Origin of the sequence: Leeuwenhoekiella sp. H156 (genome assembly GCF_052218455.1) — a bacterium.
GTDB lineage: Bacteria > Bacteroidota > Bacteroidia > Flavobacteriales > Flavobacteriaceae > Leeuwenhoekiella > Leeuwenhoekiella parthenopeia.
In genome coordinates this window covers 2,475,824-2,496,206 of sequence record NZ_CP197499.1, presented here as the reverse complement: position 1 = coordinate 2,496,206, position 20,383 = coordinate 2,475,824, and the positions used below count along the sequence as shown (strand labels likewise).

Here is a 20,383-nt window from a genome sequence, read left to right as displayed (position 1 = left end):
ATTTAAAATTCAAGGTTTGAGATTGAAAAAAAGAAATCTTGAATCTTGAATCTTAAATTATGAATTTTTAACTGCTCTGAGCATTTCCCGTTTTCCGGGAGGGCCGGGAAGGCGTTCTACGGTAAAGCCCACGCTTTGCATTGCGCGGCGTACACTGCCTTTTGCGGCATAGGTTACCAGAACTCCGCCGGGATTCAGGGCATCAAACATCTTTTGAAAAATGGGTTCTTCCCAAAGTTCGGGTTGTACCCGCGCGCCAAAGGCATCAAAATAAATAAGATCGTGCTTACTGATATCGGTTATGGTTTCAAAGGTCTGCTCACGCTTTTTTAAGTGAAATTGTGAAGTAATTGCGTGCTCCTCTTCCCAGAGAGTCTGGTGCATCGCGTCAAATGTCTCGCGATAGCTTTCGGCTTCAATCGTTTCTAAATAATTAAGTTGCTTTAATTCTTCAGTAGAAACCGGAAAGGCTTCTACTCCTTCATACTTCAGTTTTACCGGGAGTTTTTCAGCGTGGATCAAAGTTAAAAGTGCATTCAACCCCGTACCGAAACCTATTTCTAAAATACGAAGTTCATCAGGCTGGCCCGCTTTCGCGAATGCGTGATCAAAACCCATTTTAAGAAAGACGTGCCGCGCTTCCTGCACCGCCCCGTGCATAGAATGGTATTGCTCATTCCAGTCGGTTATCTGTATGGTAGTAGAGCCGTCTGCTGTTTTAACGATTTTGCGCTCCAACTTACTCGGCGATTTTCACTCCGCTAGCGGTAAAGCCCAGACTTTTCTTAGGAAGGGTAATCGCTGCGATTTCGGCTTCGCTTTTCCCGGCATCTTTGGCATAATGCTGCTGTTCTTCAACCGGCACCTCGCTGATAAAGGCCATTCCGTGAACAACCACGCGCTTTCCTCCTAAATCTTTAGGTACAAAAAAACCGTAATCCTTAAACTTAACCATTACAGGATCTTCAGCACCTACATCTACCTGCATCCAGCAGCCTTTTGCCTGGCAAACCTCTTTGACAGGGCCTTCAAAGGTCACCTTAACCGTGTCTCCGGTTTTTAGATTTGAATAAATTTCGCCCAACTCATAGGCCGAAAGAATGGTTTCGTTTTTAAAATCGGCACCAAAAACCGGTAAATCTCCGGTGACTTCCTCCTGATTGATCACAGCTGCAGAGGCTCCTGCAGATTCATTATCCTTACACGAATAGACAATCAGAGCGATTGTGAGGATACTAAACAACTTTTTCATAGTTATCGTTTTTTTATTTGATTTCTTGCTTAAGCAAAAGCAAAACCCTTAAAAAAAGAGCTTTTTAAATGCTAAAACAGCTGTTTTGATGCATAATTAGTTTCAGAGAACCGGGTCCGGAGCTGTATTACAATGCAATAAGTCTGGCGAACAGGTAAAATTAATCATTTCTTGAGCTTACTTACTTTGAGAAAATGATAAATTTGTGCTTATAAATCGGATGATTATGACAGATACTTTAACGATTACCAAAGCGGAAAAGTCAAAAATAAGTCAGGTTGACTTTAGTAACCTTGCTTTTGGTAGCATTTTTACAGACCATATGTTTGTTTGTGAATATAAAGACGGAAGCTGGCAAACCCCTGAGATCAAACCTTACGGGCCTATCGAGATGGATCCTGCAGCAAAAGTCTTTCACTACGGGCAAGCGGTTTTTGAAGGAATGAAAGCTTACAAAGACGACAACGGCGACATTTTTATGTTCCGTCCTGAAGAAAACTTTAACCGTATCAATAAATCCAGCGAGCGTCTGGCGATGCCGGCATTTGATAAAGACTACTTTTTTGACGGTCTCAATACCCTGCTAAACCTCGATAAAGACTGGATCAAACCCGGAGAAGGCAACTCGCTTTACATTCGCCCGTTTGTCATTGCGACCGAAAACGGCGTATTGGCTTCCCCTTCTACCGAATATAAATTTGTCATCATTTGCGCACCCGCTCAGTCGTATTACAGCGGCAAGGTGCGCGTACTTTTTGCAGACCACTACAGCCGTTCTGCTGATGGAGGTGTAGGCTTTGCTAAAGCAGCAGGTAACTACGCCGCGCAGTTTTATCCAACTGAGCTAGCCAAGGAAAAAGGCTACAATCAGGTGGTATGGACGGACGCCAGCACGCACGAATATCTGGAAGAAGCCGGTACGATGAACGTATTTTTCCGTGTGAACGATACCTTGCTTACCGCGCCTACCAGCGACCGTATTCTGGACGGAATTACCCGTAAAAGTTTGATCGAGCTTGCGCGCAGTCAGGGAATCAAGGTTGAAGTGCGGCCGGTTAAGGTTTCTGAAATTGTAGAAGCTGCCGAAAACGGATCACTCAAAGAAATGTTTGGTGCCGGTACCGCTGCTGTGATCTCTGTGATTTCGGGCTTTACCCACAAAGACAAGCAGTTTGACCTGCCTGATCTGGATGATGCCTATGCGCCAAAACTCAAAAAACAATTGACCGAATTACAGGCCAACCGTGCTGAAGATCCTTTTGGATGGAGGTATGAAGTACCTGCGATCGAAGTCTAGTTTATTATCTATTTCGCTTTCGCGAAAGCATTACAAAACCCAAAGCATATAGGATTTGCTTTGGGTTTTGTGTTTGTAGACTTTAGACGTATTTTTGCACCTCATTTTTAAACCGAAGACATGCAAGACGGAATATATGCCAAATTTCATACGCCAAAAGGTGAAATTCTGGTAAAACTCGAACACGAAAAAACTCCCGGAACCGTAGGTAACTTTGTAGCACTTGCTGAAGGAAACCTCGAAAACTCCGCTAAAAAACAAGGAACACCTTATTACGACGGACTTAAATTTCACCGGGTGATTCCTGATTTTATGATTCAGGGAGGTTGCCCACAAGGCACCGGTACCGGCAATCCCGGTTACCAGTTTGATGATGAATTTGATTCAAACCTGAAACACGATACTCCAGGAGTACTCTCTATGGCAAACGCCGGCCCGGGCACTAACGGAAGTCAGTTTTTTATCACGCACACCGCAACACCATGGTTAGACGGAAAGCATACTGTTTTTGGTAAAGTGGTAGAAGGTCAGGATGTGGTTGATGCAGTCGCTCAGGGTGATAAAATGGAGCAGGTTGAGATCATTCGCGTAGGTGAAGAAGCCGAAAAATTTAATGCTGTTGAAGCTTTCCGTACGTTTGAAGGAGCCCGTGAAAAACGCATTGCCGAAGAACGCGCTAAAAAAGCTGAAGCTTTAGACAAATTGAGTCAGGGTTTTAAAGAAACCAAGAGCGGTTTACGCTATCAAATCATTCAGGAAGGAAACGGCAAAAAAGCCGAAACCGGAAAAATGGTATCAGTGCATTACAAAGGTCAATTGGCCGATGGCACTGTGTTTGACTCTTCGTACAAACGCAATCAGCCCCTGGATTTTCAGGTTGGTGTAGGTCAGGTGATCGCAGGCTGGGATGAAGGTATTGGTTTACTTAAAGTGGGTGACAAAGCCCGTTTTGTAATCCCTTCAGACCTGGGTTACGGAAGTCGCGGTGCAGGCGGGGTGATTCCACCGGATGCGATTTTGGTTTTTGACGTTGAATTGATGGACGTTAAATAAATTCCGAATACTTATAGAAAAACAAAGGCTGTCTGAAAAGATGGCCTTTTTTGTTGGTTGTTTTCGGTTTGCTGTTTACCGTTTATTTTGGTTTAAGGATAAAACTGTGAAATTTTGCATTCTACATTCGTAACTGATTATTGGGTTATTGGGTTATTGGGTTATTGGGTTATTGGGTTATTGGGTTATTTAAAGATTAAAAAAAACACTCCTAATTCTGAATTCTGAATTCAACAACATTTGCGCTTTCGGGCCTATTTTCTTATTTTAAAGCTGATTAGATGTACGTAGTAACCTCAAAATGTCAGGTCGAGCGCAGTTGAGACCTTTATACTATTGAGAACATAGCCTCCCGACTGCGCTCGAGGAGACAGTCGTTACTACAAACGCCATTTTTTAATAATTAAAACAGTTGAAACCAATGGGAAAAGGAGATCAAAAAACCAAACGCGGAAAAATACACCGGGGCACTTACGGCAAGCTCAGACCAAAAAAAGGAAAGAAGAATCCGGCAACTACTGCTGATGTTCCTACGAAACAAACGGCTACCAAAACAAAAGAGGCCGGCAAAGCGACCTCAGATACAAGTTTAGCAGATAAAAAGCCCTAAATCTTAACGAACAAAAACGAGTTCGTTTTTAGCTAAATCAGAGTACTGCTCACTAAAGCCGTACCCGTCGTAATCAAAGCCCTTCAGGTCTTCTATGGTTTGCACATCGGTATCTATAATGTAGCGAACCATAGAACCACGGGCTTTTTTAGCGTAAAAGGAAATGATTTTGAGCTTTCCGTTTTTATAGTCCTTAAAAACCGGAGTGATCACCGGCACTTTAAGTTTTTCAGGCTTAACCGATTTAAAGTACTCCTGACTCGCAAGATTCAAAAACAACTCGTCGTCTTTTAATTCTTTGTTTAAAGCATCCGTGATTTTTTCGCCCCAAAATTCATAAAGATCCTCGGTGTGACCACTCTTTAGCTTGGTTCCCATTTCCAGGCGATAGGGTTGCATCAAATCCAGGGGTTTCAACACGCCGTAAAGTCCGCTTAGAATGCGCAGGGTATCCTGAAGTTTATCAAGCTTTTCGGTTGGGATGGTGTAAGCATCAAGCCCGGTATAGACATCCCCGTCAAAGGCATAGATCGCAGGACGCGCGTTGTCTTTGGTAAACGGGGTATTGAATTCTTTATAGCGCTGGTAGTTAAGATCAGCCAGCTTGTCGCTGATGCTCATCAGCTCTGAAATCTCAGCTTTAGTTTTGCGCTCTAATTTTTTATTCAGGGTTTCGGCCTCTTCCAGAAACTGAGGCTGCGTCGCCCGTGTGGTGGGTAATTTATCTTCGTAATTCAGTGATTTTGCCGGGGAAACAACTGCTTTCATATCCTATTCTTTTGATCAAAAATAAGCATTCACAAAAAGCTATTGAACGGCTTTTGATAAGTTTTGGCAATTGGGGAATAGATGTGTGACGTTAGATTTGAGATATGAGACTTGAGATGTAAGACTAAAGAATATAGAGAAGAGAAAAAAGAAGTTACTCATTTAGCCTGCATCTTTCAGAAATCGAATTTAAGACAGGAAGAGGTAACAAAATAGTACTACTAAAACTATAGAAAGGAGAACAAGATAAAATTCCTTTAGGAGCTGCTTTTGAGCTTGCTTCTTGATTTCAACTTTCAGCTCTGCCAACTTTTTTGGGTCTATAGGTTCTTTTGTGGATGGATTTGCCTTACCGGTCTTCTTTAAGGTATTTTGCAACAGCTTTTCTTCCCGACGTTCCAGTTTTTTGCGACGTAATTCTTTAAACCTTTGGTTATGCGCACTAAACCTTCCATATGTTCCATCTACAGGCATATTATATATTCTTTTAACACCTAGTCGGGAGAATTGAGATGTGAGACTTGAGATCTAAGACTAAAGAACAGCGAGAAGAGAACAAAGTCCTTAAAAACTAAAATTTAACTCCGACCCTAGTTCCAATAGTAATAATAACAATAATAGCAATAAACCCTCTAACCCACCAAACTCTTTCGCACATCACTCTCAATCAAACCATCCCGCAGGCGGATTACCCGGTGCGCATGTTCGGCGATGTCTTCTTCGTGTGTAACTAAAATAACGGTATTTCCTGCCGCGTGAATGGCGTCAAACAAATTCATAATCTCTACCGAGGTTTTAGAATCCAGGTTTCCGGTAGGCTCATCTGCAAGGATAATCGACGGTTTGTTAACCAAAGCCCGGCCTACGGCAACGCGTTGGCGCTGACCTCCGGAGAGTTGGTTAGGCTTGTGATCCATACGATCTGCCAGGCCTACATCGGCTAAAACCTCTTTTGCCCGCTCGTGACGCTCGGGTTTTGAATAACCCGCATACACCATAGGCAGCGCGACATTATCAAGCGCAGTGGTACGGGGCAACAGGTTAAAGGTCTGAAACACAAAACCGATCTCCTTATTACGCACCTCAGCGAGTTCATCATCGGTCATCGAACTAACGTCCCGACTATTGAGCACATAGGTACCCGAAGTAGGCGTATCTAAACAACCCAGAAGATTCATCAATGTAGATTTCCCGGATCCTGAGGGACCCATAATGGCAACGTACTCCCCTTTTTCGATCTGTAGATCAATTCCCTTTAAAACGTGTACAATTTCGTTTCCCAAAGGGAAGTCGCGGGTAATATTCTTGATGTCGATAAGGCTGCTCATAAAATCCGGTTTACTGAAAAATAATCGATTTTGTTCTATTTGTAGCCAAATGGGCTGTTGAGTTACAAAATTTACAGGCGAATCTTAAAATGTTCTTCAGCCTGCTCTGCTCTAAAAAACACAAACCCCAGCCAGAAACAATCTACCGTCACCCGAACTTTGGGATGTTGTTTAATGCGTTCCCAGGCTTCGGTCATTCCTTCAGACCAGTAGATATCATCAAAAACCCAGATGCTATCGTTGTGCACTGTAACCAGTAATTCCTCGAAATAGGCCAGCGTCGCTTCTTTACTGTGATTGCCGTCGAAATAAATCAGATCGAAGTTCCTGTTTTTTTGCTGCTTTAGTGTTTCAGAAAAATCACCAATTAAGATTTCAACAGTATTGATTCCGGCAGTGTTTAAAGCTTGCCGGGCCACATCTGCAGTTTGCGGGCAGCCTTCAAGGGAAGTTACCTTTCCGGTTTTGGGCAATGCCAAAGCTGAAGTCGCCAGACCCAGTGAAGTACCCAACTCCAAAATAGTTTTGGGTTTAAAATATGAAACCATCCGATACAAAAGCTTCATACGCTTTAAAGTAGCTCCGGCGTGTTTGGCAATATCTTTTACTGCCCGGGTATTGCTTTTAAAAACCCGGGAGCCGGCACCAAAATCGGTTACCTCAATTACTTCTGAAGTGTTCAGCAAGTCCTGGCGGTACTGCTTCAGTTTTTGATAGTCATCTTTCGACTTACGATCGTACAAACATCGGGTCACAAAAGCATAAACAAAAGGCGAATGCACCCCGTGCTGGTTAGTCGCCTTCCGCAGAAATTTTAAATATGCTTTTGCGGTGTACCACATTCTTTGTTCTCTGTTCTCTGTTCTCTGTTCTCTGTTCTCTGTTCTCTGTTCTCTAAAAGAAATATTTCGTTTTCGGTTGGCTTCGATACAAATTTTGTTTCGCTAAGGCTTCACAAAATTCACTCAGCCACCGTGTTCTGTGTTTCGGTTTTCGGTTTTCGGTTTTCGGTTTTCGGTTTTCGGTTTTCTAAGCTCTAAAAAAAGGTTGAATCGTTGAAGCGTTGAATCGCTGAATCGTTGAATCGTTGAATCGTTGAATCGTTGAATCTTAAAAAATACTTTCTACTTTCTACTTTCTACTTTCTACTTTCTACTTTCTACTTTCTACTTTTCACTTTCTACTTTCCTTTCACCCTTCCATCTTAGCGCCCAGTTCAAACCAGCGCTCGGTGAACTCGTCAATCTTATCCTGAATTCCCTGCAATTCCATGGATCGCTTGTTGATTTCGTCGCCAGACAAATCCGGATTCAGAAATTCGGCTTCCTTGGCCACTTTTTCCTTTTCCAGTTTGGCGATATCACGTTCCAGACGGTTGTATTCTTTTTGTTCGTTATAGGAGAGCGTAATGTTTTGGGTTTTCCAGTTCTCCTTGTTGGTTTCCTTAGCTGCTTCCGGTTTTTTCTCCTCTTCCTGAATTACAGCCGGACCCGCATCATAGGCTCTAAAATCAGAATAGTTACCTGGAAAATCTTCTACTTCACCCTGGCCTCTAAAAACAAAAAGGTGATCTACGATTTTATCCATAAAGTAGCGGTCGTGAGACACCACTAAAAGACAACCGGGAAAGTCCAGCAGAAAGCTCTCCAACACATTCAGGGTCACGATATCCAAATCGTTCGTTGGCTCATCGAGAATCAAAAAGTTAGGGTTCTGGATCAAAACCGTACAGAGGTACAAACGCTTGCGCTCTCCCCCGCTCAGTTTTTCTACGAAGTCATACTGCTTTTTACGGTCAAATAAAAAGCGTTCCAGCAACTGCCCGGCAGAAATCTGTCTGCCTTTTTTAAGCGGAATGTACTCTCCAAATTCTTTGATGACCTCGATGACTTTCTGCCCGGGTTTTATGTCGATACCTCTCTGGGTGTAATAGCCAAACTGAATGGTTTCGCCAATCACAAGCTTTCCTCCATCGGGTTCCATTTGCCCGGTAAGGATATTTAAGAAGGTAGATTTTCCGGTTCCGTTTTTACCGATGATCCCAATGCGTTCGCCACGCTGAAAGTTGTAGTCAAACTTGTCGAGGATTACCCGGTCTTTAAAGGATTTTGAAACTTTGTGCAGCTCTACAATCTTGCTTCCCAAACGCTCCATATTGAGTTCGAGTTGAACCTCGTGATCGTTACGGCGTTTAGAAGCCCGGTCTTTGATTTCTGCAAAATCGTCTATTCGCGATTTTGATTTGGTCGTACGCGCCTTGGGCTGGCGGCGCATCCACTCGAGTTCCTTTTTAAAAAGCTGCTTGGCTTTTCCCGTTTCGGTTTCTTCATTGGCGATACGCGCATCGCGTTTCTCGAGGTAGTAGGCGTAATTGCCTTTATAACTATACAGCTGCCCTTCATCAAGCTCGATGATTTCATTACACACGCGCTCCAGAAAATAGCGGTCGTGCGTCACCATAAAGAGCGTGAAGTTCTCTTTGGCGAAAAACGCTTCAAGCCATTCAATCATTTCCAGATCGAGGTGGTTGGTAGGCTCATCCAAAATCAGCAAATCGGGTTTACTAAGCAGCATATTGGCCAGAGCCAGACGCTTCTTTTGACCACCGCTTAGTTTTTCAACTTTCCGGCTTAAATCGTCCAGCTTCAGCTGAAATAAAATCTGCGTGTATTGGGTCTCAAAATCCCAGGCCTGATGGGCTTCCATCTGATCAAAAGCTTTTTGATAGGCTTCCGAATCTTCCATATTTTGAAGCGCGTGCTCGTAGGCTGAAATCACTTTGAGAATTTCATTATCGCTATCCAGGATGGTTTCTTCCACCGTAAGATTGGGATCCAGGTTGGGTTCCTGAGGTAAAAAAGCGACTTTGATTCCCTTACGGAAAATCACCTGACCACTATCGGGATTTTCGGCTCCTGCCAAAATATCAAGCATAGAGGTTTTACCGGTACCGTTTTTGGCGACCAGCCCTATTTTTTGACCTTCATTAATACCAAAGGATAAATCTTTAAACAGAACCCTTTCGCCGAAGGCTTTAGAAATCGATTCTACCGAAACATAATTGATTGCGCTCATAGGCTGCGAATTTAGCTTTTAAAAACGGGAAAACAAGAACCCCAAGGCCAGCTGCCGAAGTATAAACGGAAAGAACTGTCTTACCTACTTATGTATACTGAAATGGAAATCGTTACGAATGGCATCAGGGATGTTTTCTTGTTTGAATTGGAAAATCAAAGCGCCTTATTTGGCTAAAATAGCTGCGATATCGGGTTTAAAATAGGAAGGACCTTTGAGCACTTTACCGTCTTCGCGGTAAATGGGTTTACCATCGGCACCCAGCTTGCTCATATTGCTGCGCTGAATTTCATCAAAAACCTCCTCGATTTTATGCTGCATGCCGTGCTCGAGAATGGTGCCGCAAAGAATGTAAAGCATATCGCCCAGTGCATCTGCGACTTCAGCAAGGTCATTGTTGTTTGCAGCCTCCAGATATTCTTCGTTTTCCTCGCGCATCAGCTCAAACCGCAGTTGGTTTTTGGCTTTGCCCAGGTCTGCCGTGGGTTTTTCATTAATTCCCAATCCAAATGCGGTATGAAACTCGTGAACGGCTGACAGTCTTTTTTTCATCTCTGTGATTAATTTTAAGGGGTTTCAGGTTTATCAAAACAATCAAAAACACTTGATTGTTGCTCTTTATCGTATCGTTTTCTGTTATTTATAGCTTAATTTTGACCAAAAATACTGTTTAATGTTTAGCACCGGTCAGATAATATTTGCGCTCCTCTTTTTTGTTTCGTTTGTCATTTTTGTGAGCTTTAGTTACAAAAAAGACCGAAAGCTGCACCGCAAGGAATATAAAGGCAGTTTTTGGGTCTTGATAGGTTTTATCGCATTTGTTTTGATTCTCTTCGTTATAAAGCTCTACCTGAAAGAATAATTCTTACTTTGATCTGCATAACTGTATATTTTTATAGACCAAAGTGTTAAATTAGCAGTATAAGCTCCCCTTAATTATGAAAATTCTAAAATACCTCTTCTTCCTGCTGCTCATCATTTTTATTGCAGGAGCCATATACTTCGCCACCCAGGACGGCACTTACGACATTAAAGAATCTAAACGCATCGAAGCGCCTGTAAGTCTGGTTTTCGATAAAGTAAACGACTATAAAACCTGGGAGAACTGGGGACCCTGGAAGCAGGATGATCCCACAATGGTTTTCAATTATCCCGAAAAAACCAGCGGTGAAGGCGCCAGTTATTCGTGGAATGGTAAAGAGGCCGACGGCTCCATGCGCACCACTCAGGTCATACCAAATCAGCGTATAGAACAGGACATTACCTTTATCACTCCCGGGGGAGAGCGCGAGGCAAAAGTGTACTGGCAGTTTGAAAATACCGAAAAGGCCACCGAGCTCACCTGGGGAATACGCGGAGAACACACCCTGACCGATAAAGCCTATTTTACCCTCACAGGTTATGATTTTGAGGCCGATATGAGAAAAATGTACCGCTTGGGCCTTGACAATCTCAGCCAGATGATACTGGACGATATGAAGGCCTACACTGTAAAGGTAGACGGTATCACCCAATACAGCGGGGGTTTCTACATGTACACCACAACCTCAACCACTCTAGAAAATGTTAACGATAAAGTAGCCGAATTGCTTCCGCAGGTCTATCGCTTTATGGAAGGGAATAACATTACCATTTCAGGCAAACCGCTAAGTCTGTATAATGCGAAAGATGCCGCCACAAACAGCGCCATTATTTCGGCAGGAATACCCACCACCTCGCGTATTGTTGTACCCGAGGATTCTGCTATTTTGTGCGGTTTTATGCCTGCATACACGGTAGTAAAAACCACATTAACCGGCGATTTGAGTAATCTTGAAGAGGCCTGGAGCAAAACGGAAGCCTACCTGAGTCAAAATAACTATACCAAAGCCGAAGGCGCATCTGTTTTTCAGGTCTATGTTAAGGGTGCCGAAGAGGATCTCAACCCTGCGACCTGGATCACCGAATTGTACATCCCCATTGAAGTTGCAGAACCCGAGACCGAGCAGCTATGAAACAACTCATCCTTGTTTTTGTAGGTGGTGGAGCCGGAAGCGTATTGCGCTTTTTGCTGGGCCGCTGGCTTAACACCACACCAAACGGGATTCCGTACGGGACTTTTGCGGCTAATATTCTGGGAAGTCTTTTAATAGGCTTAATTCTGGGGTGGGCACTTAAAAACAATAGTCTGAGCCCTAACAGTACCTTACTCCTGGCTACAGGATTCTGTGGTGGGTTTACCACCTTTTCAACCTTTGCTTACGAAAACCATTTGATGCTTAAAAGCGGCGACTTTTTAACTTTTGCAATCTACACGCTTGGCAGTCTGGTACTGGGTTTTGCGGCGGTTTTCGCAGGAATGTGGATTACAAAAGCTCTCTAAAAAAGTTGAATTTTAACTTTTTACAGGAAAAAGATTTGAAAACTGAAACTTTTAAGTAGCTTTGAAGTTCAAAACACCATTTTCGCAGCAATTTCTAAATAAAATGATCCTTTCCTACACATCATATCGCCAACTGAAGGTCTCTACGACCCGGCCAGATTTGTTGTGTTGATACATGAACGTTCATATATAAATCACTTCTAAAGTCTGGCTCACCGCCAGACTTTTTTTATGCCAACCAACAAGAAACCATGAAAACTATTTTTACCGCCTACCTCAATACATTTAAAGGCCTCTCTAAAGAGGTTTGGTGGCTGGCACTTATAACCTTTGTGAACAGGGCCGGTGCCATGGTAATCCCTTTTTTATCGCTTTACCTCAGAGACGATTTGCAATTCAGCCTAAGCGATGTAGGCTGGGTGATGACCTGCTTTGGTTTCGGCTCCTTATTTGGCTCGTGGATTGGCGGTAAACTTTCAGATAAACTGGGGTATTATAAAACCATTTTATTTAGTTTAATCGGTACCGGAATCGGATTCTTTTTTCTGCAATTCATTACAGGCTTTTGGCCGATATGCCTTGGCTTTTTTCTGCTTATTGCCATCGCCGATATGTCAAGACCGGCCTTTTTTGTTGCGCTCAGCGCATACAGTAAACCGGAAAACAAAACACGATCCCTAACGCTCATCAGACTGGCGATTAACCTGGGTTTTTCAGCGGGACCCGCTCTTGGCGGACTCATCATTGCGGGCATTGGTTATTTTGGTTTGTTTTGGGTAGACGGGATTACCTGTATTTTGGCAGGTCTTTTATTGATTAAAACCCTCAACCCCAGAAAAGCCAAAGAGACCGATCAGGAAGCCCCGGTATTGACCCCACTCCCCCCGCATAAAGATCGGCTGTATGTAATTTTTCTTATTGCACTGGCTCTTTTTGGGATTGTATTTGTACAATACTTTTCTACGGTACCCCTGTATTACAAAGAGGTACGCAGCTTGAGCGAATCACAAATCGGACTTCTACTGGGCTTAAACGGCTTTTTAATTTTCGCTTTTGAAATGCCGCTTATCGCCTTTATGGAACGAAAAAAATGGTCGCAACTGGCAAATGTGATCGCGGGTCTTCTCTTTACAGGATTGAGTTTTGGCGCGTTTTTTCTGGGCAGCTGGAATCTGTTTCTGGTCGTAGGTATGGCCGTTGCGACTTTGGGTGAGATGATCGCTTTTCCTTTTGGCAATGCATTTGCGCTAAGGCGTGCAAAATTGGGCAGGCAGGGAGCCTATATGGGGCTGTACAGCATGTCGTTTTCCCTATCACACATCTTTGGTCACAATTCGGGAATGCAGCTGGTGAATGCCCTGGGATACGACATAACCTGGTTAGTGATGGTCGCCATTACAGTGGTAGCCACGGTATTGCTTGTGTATGTTAAAAGAAGAATCACTACCGAAGAGCAGGAGAACCTCGTTAATATTTAGCCCTGCCCAGATAGCTTTTTATAAGCTCATTGTAGGTCGGTTTGATTTTAAGCAATTCGGTTTCGGGAATGCTGTAGAGGGATTCATAATCAGCGTATCCCCGTTTAAGCAATTCTTCGAGATAGAAATACGCCGTGTTGTAATCCTGATCTTTTGCTGAAAGACTGATGATATTTAGATACGATTCAGTCGCATCGGGGTGTAGAATGGTATTGAGAACGTTCACAAATATGCGTTGCGGAATCAGGTTTGTAGTATTTAGAAACAGAAAGTCCTGAATCTGGTAATCGATAAAACCAAGAATGCGCCTGGCGACTTGTTGCTCTCTGGGTTTGGCATCATTTGCTGCAGCTGCCTCAAACCGCCTGATGCGCTCATCCCAATACCCGAGGTTCTCAAAATTGGCCATAACAAAATCCTCTTCCAGAAAATAATCAAGATCCTCCAGCAAAAGTTGTTCTTCAATGCTCCCGTTACGCTCAGCACGTCGCGCTTCTTTGTATGCCTCAGAACGCCTTACACTGCGCTGCAGATCGCGTACGCCATCCAGATCAACATAGCCTCTGTAGTCACTTTTCACATCTTTAATTAAATCATAGCCGGTAAGATATTCCTTTTCGGAAATTAAAATTTTTAAAGCATCCAGATCCCTTTGATAATCGCCGGCATAAATGGAATCTGCGATGTTTTTGTCTAAACGTTCGGCATTTAGGTGCTTCAGCCGATTAATCATTACCCGTAGCAGGGCCGCACCGGGCCACTCCCCGGTATGCTCGTAAGCATACAACTCATTATCCCGGCTAAAAGAACCCACGAGATAAAAATAATCACTCATCTGGTAATAGTTGGGTGAAGAGCGCCCCACCAGACCCATGACCAGATTGCGCCCGGCACGTCTGGCAAAACGGTTTGCAAAATACACGTCATCAACCACGAGCAGGCGCGTTGCCTGAGTGACCACATAAGAAACGGCACTGGCGACACGGGCTCCGCTTCGCAAACCCGATAAATAAACCTCCGTTTGTTCTATTGGAATTTTTAAAAGCACGTCGCGCATAACCAAAATAGCCCTGTTTGCATTAGCGTCAAGACTGTCTATCGACTCGTGTAACGGGAAATTGTTGGAAACCACCACAAAGTCATCGGGTTCTGTAGCTGCCGAAAACAAGCGCGCTGCCCTCACCCCTTCACCCTCGGGATCAAAAACAAAAATTACTTTAGAGGGTTTCTCCGAATTATAACCTGACGGAAGGTAAATCGAATACGGTAAATCAAGAGTATCATTACTCACACGGGTTTCGGTTACCGCTCCTTTTAATAAGGTTTGATTTTGCGCATGACCTGCCAGAATAGATAAAAAGGAAAGAATGAGGATAAAATAGAGACGCATAGAAGGAGTTTCAAAAATCTACAACAACAATTGTGCTACAATTTAGGCAATAAAAAAACTGCTTCTGTTGAAAGCAGTTTAAATTTAGAGGTGAAAGCTATTATTGAATTTTAAGATTCTACACGCTGGGGTACCTGTGCTCTTTTTCGAAATAAAAATTTTGCGAATAAAGAAACCACAAATAAGTCTGCAGAGATTAGGAACAATACCCTTGAGGCTTCAGTTCCCCAAAGATTAAAACCTCCAAAACCATATACTCCGGTTAAAATAGCAACGATCAAAAATGGTAGTGTTAGGCGTTTCATGATTCTTCTTTTTAAGTTTATTACTGATGTAAAAGTACTGTGATCTGCCAAGTACATATCCCAACGATTTCCTAATTACTATATCTTTAACGATTACACCGTATTGATGTTAAGAGAGTTAACACACCCGCCTGATTTAATTTTATCCCCTGCTAAGCCCCTTCCCGGTGTTACGACTAAAGGCGTGTAATTGACCTGCAGTTTGTATCTTTGCAGAGCAAAAAAAATTGAGAATGAATAGCGAGACGACAGTTGCACCGGTACGCCAGCCCAAACCTAAATGGTTGCGGGTTAAATTACCCACAGGAAAAAAATATACCGAACTCAGAAGTCTGGTTGACAGGTATGACCTGCATACCATTTGTACATCCGGTAGCTGCCCAAACATGGGAGAGTGCTGGAGCGAGGGTACGGCTACCTTTATGATCCTGGGTAATGTATGTACGCGTTCATGTGGCTTTTGTGGTGTAAAAACCGGAAGGCCCGACACTTTAGACTGGGAAGAACCCGAGAAAGTAGCACGCTCCATTAAACTGATGGGTATTAAGCACGCCGTAATAACTTCAGTAGACCGCGATGATCTAAAAGATATGGGATCTATTATGTGGGCCGAAACAGTTAAAGCCATCAGAAGGATGAATCCGGAAACCACACTCGAGACTTTGATTCCCGACTTTCAGGGTAACGAACGCAACATAGACCGAATCGTTGAAGTAGCCCCTGAGGTAGTTTCCCATAATATGGAAACCGTAAAAAGACTTACGCGTGAGGTGCGCATTCAGGCACAATACGATCGCAGTCTTGGGGTTCTCAAATACTTAAAACAACAGGGGATAAACCGAACAAAATCTGGCATTATGCTGGGTCTTGGGGAGACCGAAGAGGAAGTCCTGCAAACGATGCGCGACCTTCGTGATGCAGAGGTAGATGTGGTCACTATAGGACAATATCTTCAGCCTTCTAAAAAACACCTGCCTGTAAAACAATTTATAACTCCAGATCAGTTTAAAATATACGAGACTTTCGGCCTTGAAATGGGCTTTAGGCATGTTGAAAGCAGCGCTTTGGTGCGTTCTTCCTATAAAGCTCAGAAACACATCAACTAGATTTTTCAGCTATGAGCAAAGTCAAAATCGGCATAAACGGTTTTGGGCGTATTGGCAGAAGGCTTTTTAGACTTTTGCATAATCATCCTGAAATTGAAGTTGTAGCCGTAAACGATCTGGCCGATGATTTAACGCTGGCTCATCTTTTAAAATACGACAGCATTCACGGTATATTTCATGCGGACGTCAGTTTTGCCGAAAATTCCCTGTTGGTAGACGGACGATCCGTTCGGCTTTTTCAAAACAGCATACCACAAGCCAATCGCTGGGCAGAAGAAGAGGTTGATGTAGTGGTTGAGGCCACAGGCAAATTTAAAACCTATAAAGATTTAAAAGGGCATCTGGATGCCGGTGCGGGCAAGGTGATTTTGAGCGTTCCGCCATCTGATGACAGCATTAAAACCATTGTACTGGGTGTCAACGATCACCTGATTGAGCAGGACGACCGCATCCTCTCAAACGCCAGCTGTACAACCAACAATGCCGCGCCTATGATAAAGGTGGTAAAAGACCTGTGCGGTATCAAGCAGGCCTATATCTCTACGGTACACAGCTATACCACAGACCAGAGTCTTCACGACCAGCCTCATCATGACTTGAGACGCGCCCGTGCGGCGAGTCAGTCTATAGTTCCCACAACAACCGGGGCGGCTAAAGCACTTACTAAAATTTTCCCCGACCTTAAAGATGTCATCGGCGGTTGCGGCATACGGGTGCCTGTACCTAATGGTTCTCTAACTGACGTCACCCTTAACGTTTCCAGAGAAACCACCAGTGAAGAAATCAATGAGGCTTTTAAAAAAGCTGCTGAAGGTAATCTTCGTGGCATCCTTGATTACACATTGGTGCCTTTGGTCTCTATTGATATTGTAGGAAACACGCATTCCTGCATTGTCGACGGGCAAATGACTTCTGTAATCGGAAATCTGGTAAAGTTAATAGGCTGGTATGATAACGAAACAGGCTACTCTTCCCGTATTATTGACCTCATTTTAAAGATCTCTTAAAAATATTAAGTAAAATTCTTAATGTTTTCGACAAAGTGTCTATATTAGTGACTTAATGAACACAATAATGCTCTTCGACAGAAATTTTGTTGTTGCACTTTTTGTTTTATTCTGCCTCAATGGTTTTGGTCAAAAACCTAAAAATCTGGAGACCGCTCAAGAGATTCAGGTAGAATCCCTGCTGCTCAAAGGCATCGAGGCCTTTAACACGGCCGAGTTTGATAAGTCTATTGCAAATTTTCAGGAGGCAAAACAACTGGCACGCAAAATAAACAACCTAAGTCGCGTTGGTATAAGCCAGCAGTTGCTCGCAAACGTATATCTGAAACAGGGGGAATTTGACAAAGCCTTCCCGGAGATTCATGAAGCCATTAAGATTCACCAGCAATTACAGGAGTCTACGAGACTGGGTGAAGATTATCTGACCTATGCCCAGCTACTCAGTAAAACCAATAACAATACCGAAGCCCTAAAATATTTAAACGAATCTGTAAGTATCTTCGGAGGTTCAGGGGACAAAAATGACAAACAAAGCCTGGCCTCTGCTCATCTCTATAAGGGAGCCATTTTTCAGGATCAGAAGAAAGATTTGTTAGCCCTTGAGGAGTTTGATGAAGCGCTTCAGATCCTTTCAAAACTCAATGATTCCCGAAATAATTACAGCATTGCAAGGCTCAAGTTACTTACTGCCCGCAGTCGCAGTACATTGAATGAACTGGAAAGCAGTTTAGAAGATGCCAATACCGCTTACACCATGAGCGTTAATGGCAGTTTCCCGCTAATTGAAACCGATGCTTTACGACTTATGAGCAGCGTTTCCAAAAAAATGGGTAAGACCGAAGACGCTCTAAATTATCTCGAACTTTACACCAAAAGGGCTCAATTGTATTTTCAGGATGATATTGCCAGCACGCGCAATCTTGCAGCCCGAAATGCTTTAATGGCAGATATCAATCCCGATAACTACGACGCTTCCAAACGGGTACAGGCGAATAAAATTACAACGGTTCTTATCATTGCGCTGTTTACCATACTCTGTCTCTTAGCCCTGTCTCTTTACAAAAACAACAACCTTAGGGCCAAGGCAAACGAATTATTGCAGGCCAAAAATGCCGAACTCGTCATTGCCAAGGAAAATGCGGAAAAAGCTTCTGTGGTTAAAGCCCAGTTTTTATCTACCATCACCCACGAGTTGCGTACGCCTATGTATGCCGTGACCGGACTTACCCATTTACTTCTGAGCGAAAACCCTACCGAAGAACAGAAAAAACACCTGGATTCCCTTAAATTTTCAGGGGAATACCTGCTTTCCCTTATCAACAACATTCTTGACCTCAACAAGCTGGAAGCTGACAAGGTAGAAGTTGAACAGGCGACATTCAACCTACGTAAACGTGTAGATGATGTGTTGTTTGCACTTGAACGATCTGCTCAGGAAAAAGGCAATAAACTGCATCTGGAATACGACTCTGAAATTCCCGATCAGATTATTGGCGACCCCTTAATGATCTCGCAAATACTCATCAACCTCATAGGTAACGGCAACAAATTTACCCGTGATGGGGATATTTTTGTACGCATCAAACAGTTGAGCCGCAATAACACACAGACCTATCTGCATTTTGAGGTTGAAGATACCGGGGAAGGTATAAGCAAGAAAAAACAGAAAGACATCTTTCAAAACTTCACCCAGGGTTCCGTACAAATCAACCGTAAGTTTGGGGGCACCGGGCTTGGGCTTTCTATTGTTAAACGCCTGCTTACCCTTCAGAAAAGTAAAATTGAACTGGAAAGCACTTTAGGTAAAGGATCCAAGTTTTTCTTCGACATTAAATACGGACTGACTCAAAACAAAAAAGAGCCGGAGGAGCGTGTTTACGAAATTGACTACGATGCCCTTAAAGGCCGAAACATTCTCGTTGTAGAAGACAATAAGATCAACCAGATGATTACCCGTAAGATTCTTGAGAAAAACGAGATGAAATGCGATGTAGCCGATAATGGAGAGATTGCTATCGAAAAGGTGCGCTTTGAAAATTACGACCTGGTTCTGATGGATATTCATATGCCCGGTATAAGCGGTATTGAAGCCACTCAGAAAATCAGGGAATTTAATAAGGACCTGCCCATACTGGCCTTAACTGCAGTTACCATTGACGAGAATATAGATGATTTCTATCTGGCCGGTTTTAACGACATCATTCCCAAGCCCTATAAAGTGGAGGAATTCTTCTTTAAAATTCACAATGCCCTGAAGCGCAAGAACGTCATTCTCTAAAGGCATTTTGCCACAAATGCTTCTATTGAAGCATTAAAACGTTCTTCTTCAGCTAGAAATTTAACCTGCATAGGCAGGTAATAGAGTTTTGCTTTTTTTAATTTACCCTTAAGACGCATAAAATCTTTCTCTGTAGTAAGAATGACTTTTTTACGGTCCAGAGCCTTTATTTCTTCGGTATTGAATGTATGATGATCTGCAAACTCGAGATGTTTGTAGGTCAACCCCATCAGATCTAAATGATCTAAAAAAGGCTGCGGTTTAGCAATGCCGGTAACAATGTTTAAACTTTCGGTCTGTAGCTTAGTCCACGACACCGGGCCATTTACTCCTACCGGTAAATCGTAAGTAATACCTGAGAAAAATACAGGGGCTTTGGTAAATTGAGCAATCCTGCTCTTTATAAGAGCGCGTTGTTCTTTTGCCAAATCGAACGGACACTTGGTCACTACGACAAGATCTGCACGTTGCGCACCCGATCTTGACTCGCGAAGGTTTCCGGCAGGCAAAACAAAATCTTCATAAAACAAATCGCCGTAAGCAGTAAGCATAAGTAACAAACCCGGCTGCACATGACGATGTTGATAGACATCATCGAGCAAAATGACTTCGGGTGCCGGAGTCTTTTCGCGTAAGCGCTGTATTCCCAAACGGCGCTTTTCACAAACTGCGACCTGCACATCCTGGTATTTTTTGGCAAATTGCAGGGGTTCGTCTCCCGTATCTGCAGCACTTAAATGCGGGGCTACATCCAGATATCCTGTTGTTTTCCTCCCATAACCCCTACTTAGCACGGCTAATTTTTGGGAGGACCCCAGTAACTCAATCAGATACTCAATCATAGGCGTCTTGCCGGTACCTCCTACCGAGAGATTACCCACGCCAATAACCGGAAAATCATAGCTTTCGGACTCGAAAACCTGATTATCAAAGAGTGTGTTACGCACCCGGGTGATCAGGTCGTAGGGAACGGCAAATGGCCAGAGAAGTTTACGCAGGTCTTTCACAATGCCGAAGGTATTATTTTTATCCTAAATGGGTAAGTCTTTAGCAAGGAAGCCGCAAAACGCAGAT

The 20,383-nt window shown here is 43.3% G+C and carries 20 protein-coding genes; 9 read left to right on the top strand and 11 right to left on the bottom strand.

Features of this window, described 5'->3' with window-relative positions; genetic code table 11:
• Window positions 1-57 precede the first annotated feature (57 nt).
• Both mnmD and ACSSS3_RS10905 read right to left on the bottom strand, forming a co-directional pair.
• Window positions 58-738 carry a tRNA (5-methylaminomethyl-2-thiouridine)(34)-methyltransferase MnmD gene (gene mnmD, locus ACSSS3_RS10910; RefSeq protein ID WP_442844639.1) on the bottom strand — a complete coding sequence of 227 codons (681 nt, stop codon included), beginning with the start codon at window positions 736-738 and terminating at the stop codon, window positions 58-60.
• A gap of 1 nt (window position 739) precedes the next feature.
• Window positions 740-1,252, bottom strand: coding sequence for a DUF4920 domain-containing protein (locus ACSSS3_RS10905; RefSeq protein WP_228231382.1), 513 nt, complete (start codon window positions 1,250-1,252; stop codon window positions 740-742).
• Window positions 1,253-1,478: 226 nt separating this feature from the next.
• On the opposite strand from ACSSS3_RS10905, the gene ACSSS3_RS10900 reads away from it, so the two are divergent.
• From ACSSS3_RS10900 to ACSSS3_RS10890, 3 genes are all read left to right on the top strand, one after another.
• Entirely contained in the window at window positions 1,479-2,549 is a 1,071-nt protein-coding gene (locus ACSSS3_RS10900; RefSeq protein WP_228231381.1) for a branched-chain amino acid aminotransferase, read from the top strand.
• A 120-nt stretch (window positions 2,550-2,669) separates the two neighbouring features.
• Window positions 2,670-3,602: a peptidylprolyl isomerase gene (locus tag ACSSS3_RS10895; protein WP_442844638.1), complete on the top strand. Its 933-nt coding sequence runs from the start codon at window positions 2,670-2,672 to the stop codon at window positions 3,600-3,602.
• A gap of 421 nt (window positions 3,603-4,023) precedes the next feature.
• Window positions 4,024-4,212: a 30S ribosomal protein THX gene (locus ACSSS3_RS10890; RefSeq protein ID WP_434084791.1), complete on the top strand. Its 189-nt coding sequence runs from the start codon at window positions 4,024-4,026 to the stop codon at window positions 4,210-4,212.
• Between the two features lie 3 nt (window positions 4,213-4,215).
• Here ACSSS3_RS10890 and yaaA read toward each other — a convergent pair whose 3' ends face one another.
• From yaaA to ACSSS3_RS10860, 6 genes are all read right to left on the bottom strand, one after another.
• A complete protein-coding gene (gene yaaA, locus ACSSS3_RS10885; RefSeq protein WP_442844637.1) occupies window positions 4,216-4,980 on the bottom strand; it encodes a peroxide stress protein YaaA in 765 nt (254 codons plus the stop codon).
• Window positions 4,981-5,169: 189 nt separating this feature from the next.
• Entirely contained in the window at window positions 5,170-5,454 is a 285-nt protein-coding gene (locus ACSSS3_RS10880) for a hypothetical protein (RefSeq protein ID WP_442844636.1), read from the bottom strand.
• 158 nt (window positions 5,455-5,612) lie between these two features.
• The gene (locus tag ACSSS3_RS10875; protein ID WP_228231377.1) at window positions 5,613-6,308 is read right to left on the bottom strand and encodes an ABC transporter ATP-binding protein; all 696 of its coding nucleotides are present in this window, start codon (window positions 6,306-6,308) and stop codon (window positions 5,613-5,615) included.
• A 71-nt stretch (window positions 6,309-6,379) separates the two neighbouring features.
• On the bottom strand, window positions 6,380-7,150 hold the full coding sequence (locus tag ACSSS3_RS10870) for an O-methyltransferase (protein ID WP_442844635.1): 771 nt from the start codon (window positions 7,148-7,150) through the stop codon (window positions 6,380-6,382).
• Window positions 7,151-7,499: 349 nt separating this feature from the next.
• Window positions 7,500-9,374 carry an ABC-F family ATP-binding cassette domain-containing protein gene (locus tag ACSSS3_RS10865; RefSeq protein WP_228231386.1) on the bottom strand — a complete coding sequence of 625 codons (1,875 nt, stop codon included), beginning with the start codon at window positions 9,372-9,374 and terminating at the stop codon, window positions 7,500-7,502.
• Window positions 9,375-9,548: 174 nt separating this feature from the next.
• The gene (locus tag ACSSS3_RS10860; protein WP_442844634.1) at window positions 9,549-9,935 is read right to left on the bottom strand and encodes a hypothetical protein; all 387 of its coding nucleotides are present in this window, start codon (window positions 9,933-9,935) and stop codon (window positions 9,549-9,551) included.
• Between the two features lie 386 nt (window positions 9,936-10,321).
• On the opposite strand from ACSSS3_RS10860, the gene ACSSS3_RS10855 reads away from it, so the two are divergent.
• The 3 genes from ACSSS3_RS10855 to ACSSS3_RS10845 all read left to right on the top strand — a co-directional run bounded on the left by ACSSS3_RS10855 (window position 10,322) and on the right by ACSSS3_RS10845 (window position 13,223).
• Complete coding sequence (locus ACSSS3_RS10855) at window positions 10,322-11,377, top strand: SRPBCC family protein (protein ID WP_442844633.1); 1,056 nt, start codon at window positions 10,322-10,324, stop codon at window positions 11,375-11,377.
• Window positions 11,374-11,745 (top strand): fluoride efflux transporter CrcB, encoded by a 372-nt coding sequence (crcB, locus tag ACSSS3_RS10850; RefSeq protein WP_442844632.1) that lies wholly within the window; start codon window positions 11,374-11,376, stop codon window positions 11,743-11,745. The genes ACSSS3_RS10855 and crcB overlap by 4 nt, the downstream gene beginning before the upstream one ends.
• 251 nt (window positions 11,746-11,996) lie before the next feature.
• Window positions 11,997-13,223, top strand: coding sequence for an MDR family MFS transporter (locus tag ACSSS3_RS10845; protein WP_442844631.1), 1,227 nt, complete (start codon window positions 11,997-11,999; stop codon window positions 13,221-13,223).
• Here ACSSS3_RS10845 and ACSSS3_RS10840 read toward each other — a convergent pair.
• On the bottom strand, window positions 13,213-14,613 hold the full coding sequence (locus ACSSS3_RS10840; RefSeq protein ID WP_442844630.1) for a hypothetical protein: 1,401 nt from the start codon (window positions 14,611-14,613) through the stop codon (window positions 13,213-13,215). The two genes, ACSSS3_RS10845 and ACSSS3_RS10840, sit on opposite strands and share 11 nt — an antisense overlap.
• Window positions 14,614-14,723: 110 nt before the next feature.
• Window positions 14,724-14,918, bottom strand: coding sequence for a DUF1328 domain-containing protein (locus ACSSS3_RS10835; RefSeq protein ID WP_442844629.1), 195 nt, complete (start codon window positions 14,916-14,918; stop codon window positions 14,724-14,726).
• A 227-nt stretch (window positions 14,919-15,145) separates the two neighbouring features.
• Here ACSSS3_RS10835 and lipA point away from each other — a divergent pair, with 227 nt between their 5' ends.
• Genes lipA through ACSSS3_RS10820 form a run of 3 tightly spaced genes read left to right on the top strand, consistent with a single transcriptional unit; the run spans window position 15,146 to window position 19,309 of the window.
• A complete protein-coding gene (lipA, locus tag ACSSS3_RS10830; protein ID WP_442844628.1) occupies window positions 15,146-16,024 on the top strand; it encodes a lipoyl synthase in 879 nt (292 codons plus the stop codon).
• A gap of 11 nt (window positions 16,025-16,035) precedes the next feature.
• Window positions 16,036-17,031, top strand: a complete 996-nt coding sequence (gap, locus tag ACSSS3_RS10825) for a type I glyceraldehyde-3-phosphate dehydrogenase (RefSeq protein WP_442844627.1) — start codon at window positions 16,036-16,038, stop codon at window positions 17,029-17,031.
• 55 nt (window positions 17,032-17,086) lie between these two features.
• Window positions 17,087-19,309 carry a response regulator gene (locus ACSSS3_RS10820; protein WP_442844626.1) on the top strand — a complete coding sequence of 741 codons (2,223 nt, stop codon included), beginning with the start codon at window positions 17,087-17,089 and terminating at the stop codon, window positions 19,307-19,309.
• Here ACSSS3_RS10820 and lpxK read toward each other — a convergent pair.
• Window positions 19,306-20,316, bottom strand: coding sequence for a tetraacyldisaccharide 4'-kinase (gene lpxK / locus ACSSS3_RS10815; protein ID WP_442844625.1), 1,011 nt, complete (start codon window positions 20,314-20,316; stop codon window positions 19,306-19,308). The genes ACSSS3_RS10820 and lpxK overlap by 4 nt on opposite strands.
• Between the last annotated feature and the right edge of the window lie 67 nt (window positions 20,317-20,383).